Raw genomic sequence first — 3,774 nt, forward strand, 5'->3', positions numbered from 1 at the left:
GGGAGAGACTCTGTAATTCCCCGTTGTAGGGCGGTATCGCTGGCGAGAACTTTGGGAGAAACAATCAGTCCGGCGATCGCCGCGATCGCCAGCAGTGCCGTAGCAACTCCTGGGGGAAAGATGGTAATGTGACGTACTTCTGCTTCTCTGGGTCCCCCGCGTCGGAGTTGTTTGAGTAATTGCCAAGTTCTAATCCCACTGAGGGTAATAAGAACTATTCCCGTAATTAAAACTAACGTAAAATAATTGGGATGAATGAGGAGTTGTAGTTGCCCGGTGAAGCGATATTTTACCATCAATAAGCCCCAGTTAAGCAGGGCAAAGACATCGAACCAAGGTAGAATTTTGGTGTAAAAATCCTTGAAACTAAAGGCTTTTTTGCTTTTCTTTTGGGAACGGGAAGTTTTAGGCTTTAGCCTGAGAAGGAATTGTTTGAGTTTATCTAGTTTTTTCATGTCCAGTCTCCATTAAAATTTCTCGATTCTCTTTTTCAGAAAAAATAACTATAAGAAAGAGTTAAAACAAAGGTTAATTGTGCTGCGATCGCAAACAAATAAATGATAATACGCGGTTTAAAAATGGAGAGCATTAACCCGATCGCCTTAATGTCGATCATCGGTCCAAAAACTAAAAAAGCTAAGAGAGAACCCGTGGTAAAAGCGGAGGAAAAAGCGAGTACAAAGAAGGCATCGACGGTGGAACAAATCGAAACCACGGCAGCCAAAACCATCATAGCCAGAATCGAGGTGATCGGGTCTTGTCCCCAGTTTAAAATCAGTTCTCGCGGTGCTAAAACTTGAATACTGGCGGCGATCGCGCTTCCCAGCACTAACATTCCCCCTAATTCTCGGACTTCCTGGATGACATTATCGAGAAATAAACGCAGTTTGTTGCGATCGAGGGTTTTCGGTTTATTTTTCGCTAAGTTTATCGCTAATGCGTCCTCTTCCATGAGGATAGGAATTCCCGATTTATCTAATAAAAAAGTTCCCGATCGCAATAAAGCGGGGGTATTTTCGCGATCGCTATTTGAAGCCGCCATCAAACGATTAATCACCCGCTTGGCTAATTCTGGCTGCATCAGGGGTTTAGGGTCTTTCTGAAAGCTGAAAATCCAGCCGATGGTTGTGGCAATGAAAAGCGAAAAAATCACCCGAAAAACGACGATTTCCGGTTGATCGCGAAAGGCAACCCATGTCGCCCAGATCACGATGGGGTTAATGGTAGGTGCCGCCAGCAAAAAGCCGATCGCTACAGAAGTGGGTGCGCCCTGGGTCAGTAAACGCCTTGCCACGGGGATATTCCCGCATTCGCAGACGGGAAACAAAAATCCGACACAACTGCCGACAAATGACCCCAAAAGAGGATTACGGGGCATTTTAGAGATTAATTGCCGTTCGTCCACAAAAAACAGCAAGGCACTGGAAAGCAATACCCCCAGTAAGAGAAAGGGTATCGCTTCCACAAGCAAGCTGAGAAAGAGGGTAAAGGCGTTATACAGTTGGCTCATCGAGAAAGATTTAGGTGTGAGGTTGCCTGCGATCGGCACGTGAGGGTAAATGCAAGGAGATTTGATTAGGTTTGTTTTTCATTTTACAGACGCAGCGCAATTTAGGGAATCTTAATCGATTACCAGGGCGTACTGATGAGAGTAAAGCTATTCCAATAATGGAAAATTTGCGATCGCGTTAAACTGGTGTAAAAGCAGGAAATTTTAAGATGGTTTTCGATCGCGCTCATGCTTTGATTGTTGGTGTTGCTTCTTTATTACAACAAGTTCGGTAATTTGAGATCTGCTTGGGATTGGAAATCCCCGTCTCATACCAAATCCAGTTACCGCAGACTATCATCATCCGATCGCCTGAAATCCCGTAGGGACGTTGCACGCAACGTCCCTACAATGGATTAGGAGATTTTCGCGATCGCCTGGGTTAGAAGCGATTGTAATTATACAGGAGGTAAGATTTCCTGAATCCTGATTCTTAATTCTGGGAATTGTAACGGTGACACTTCATTATCTTCTGATAAAATGCTTTCGCTGTTGTATCCTTCGGATGTGGGTTCTCGGAACAAATGGAGTTGACGATTTTCGATATCTAAAACCCAATAATCTTCGATACCAGAATTGGCATAATTTCTTGCTTTTAAACTGCAATCTCTTCTTAAGGTTGTATCGGCAACTTCAACGATCGCATAAACTTGGGAAACGATGGGATGATTGTCTGCATAGTCTCTCGGATCGGGTTGTACGATCGCAATATCGGGTTCGGGTTCAGAATAAGAATTTAATTCAATGGGTAATTGAATTCGCAATAAAACGCGATCGCCTAACCCATTTCGCAATTGTCTTTCTGTGCGAGTAATTGCAGCAGCATGGAGGGATTTTTGGGGACTCATCTTGCGAATAATTTGTCCGCTAATTAATTCTACAGGTTCGTCGGGTTGCAATATCCCTACTTCAGCCATGCGATGATATTCTTCTATTGTCCACAGACGCAAGGGGGATTCGAGGGAAAGTTTACTCGGGGATGCGATGGCTTGCATGGCGATCGTATTGAGGAAGAATTCGTTTCTCTATTTTAATCTTTTTTAGATTCAATTTTTATAGCATGAAAGCTCCGATTGACGATAGGTAGATCGACTTCTACCGGACGATCTTCTCCTTATACTTTGGAAGTTAAAAGTTTTTAATAGCGAATCGGATATTTAATTCCTAGTTTGAGTTCATCATCAATCAGACCGTCAATTTTCCAGCGATCGATTTCTGTACACATTAGAGGGATCGGTAAGAAAAACTCTATAGTTAAATTAAGTTAAATTAAATTAAGCGCTAATTCACTTAATTTCCCAGCTTTGACTTTCAGCAATGTTAGCAAGAATAAAGCGAGAGAGGATTAGGGGCGATCGGCTGCCTTGCTCAAAAATGCGAGAACCAGCAGCAAGGGGAGTTATTTTTTCGTAATATAGCCCTCGGAACTGATAGAGTTGATTTTTGCTAGACTAACGGATATTTTTCCCAAACTTTAATTTCTGAAGGCTGTATTTTGATTTTTAGAGTCTAGAGTCCCCGAAAAGCAAGAAAAAAGCATGAAACGAATTTTAATCGTTGATGACGATCGCAATATCCGCGAAAATCTCCAAGAAATTCTCGAAGAAGCTGGCTATCAAGTCGATAGTGCTAATTCGGGTCAGGCTGGTTTAGAGGTGTTTGCTCAAAATCCCCCTGATGCCGTGATTTCTGACGTTATGATGCCAGGCATGAACGGTCTAGAATTTTGTCGCACCCTACGAGGAAGTACCTCGGGACAACTCGTTCCTTTTATTTTTCTCTCGGGCAAGGGAGAACTCGAAGATCGCATCAAAGGCCACGAAATGGGGGCGGATGATTATATTTCTAAACCCTTTGTCATGCGGGAATTACTGGCCAAACTTGATGCACAATTAGAGCGATCGCGCCGCATTCACGTGGAGATCGTCCGCATGATGCAACAGATGTCCCAGTCGGGAACAGGATCGGGAAGCAGTGAAACCCCCGAAAAAGTCCCTCCCGAACCTCTTCCCCTCACTCCTGCGGAAGAACGGGTTTTCTGGGAAACGATCCAAGGGTTTACTAACAAACAAATCAGCGATCGCCTCTTCATTTCCCCTCGCACAGTACAAAGTCATCTGAGCAATATTCTGGGAAAATTACAATTAGACAATCGCGCCCAACTGGTTCGCTTTGCCTACGAACAAGGCTATCAAGCCCCCCAAGGAAAAGACGGGAAAGAGGAA

Annotated in this window: 4 protein-coding genes; 1 reads left to right on the forward strand and 3 read right to left on the reverse strand. The window is 43.8% G+C overall.

Features of this window, described 5'->3' with window-relative positions:
* The 3 genes from VB714_RS15000 to VB714_RS15010 all read right to left on the reverse strand — a co-directional run.
* The coding region (locus VB714_RS15000) for a DUF1980 domain-containing protein (RefSeq protein ID WP_323225417.1) at positions 1 to 455 on the reverse strand (455 nt) is incomplete at its 3' end.
* A 35-nt stretch (positions 456 to 490) separates the two neighbouring features.
* Positions 491 to 1,510, reverse strand: coding sequence for a permease (locus VB714_RS15005; RefSeq protein ID WP_323225418.1), 1,020 nt, complete (start codon positions 1,508 to 1,510; stop codon positions 491 to 493).
* A 437-nt stretch (positions 1,511 to 1,947) separates the two neighbouring features.
* A complete protein-coding gene (locus VB714_RS15010; protein ID WP_323225419.1) occupies positions 1,948 to 2,544 on the reverse strand; it encodes a Uma2 family endonuclease in 597 nt (198 codons plus the stop codon).
* 543 nt (positions 2,545 to 3,087) lie between these two features.
* On the opposite strand from VB714_RS15010, the gene VB714_RS15015 reads away from it, so the two are divergent.
* Positions 3,088 to 3,774 (forward strand): response regulator transcription factor (locus VB714_RS15015; protein ID WP_323225420.1); only part of this gene is annotated, 687 nt, incomplete at its 3' end.

The organism is Spirulina sp. 06S082, assembly GCF_034932145.1.
Taxonomy (GTDB): Bacteria; Cyanobacteriota; Cyanobacteriia; order Cyanobacteriales; family Spirulinaceae; genus CCY15215.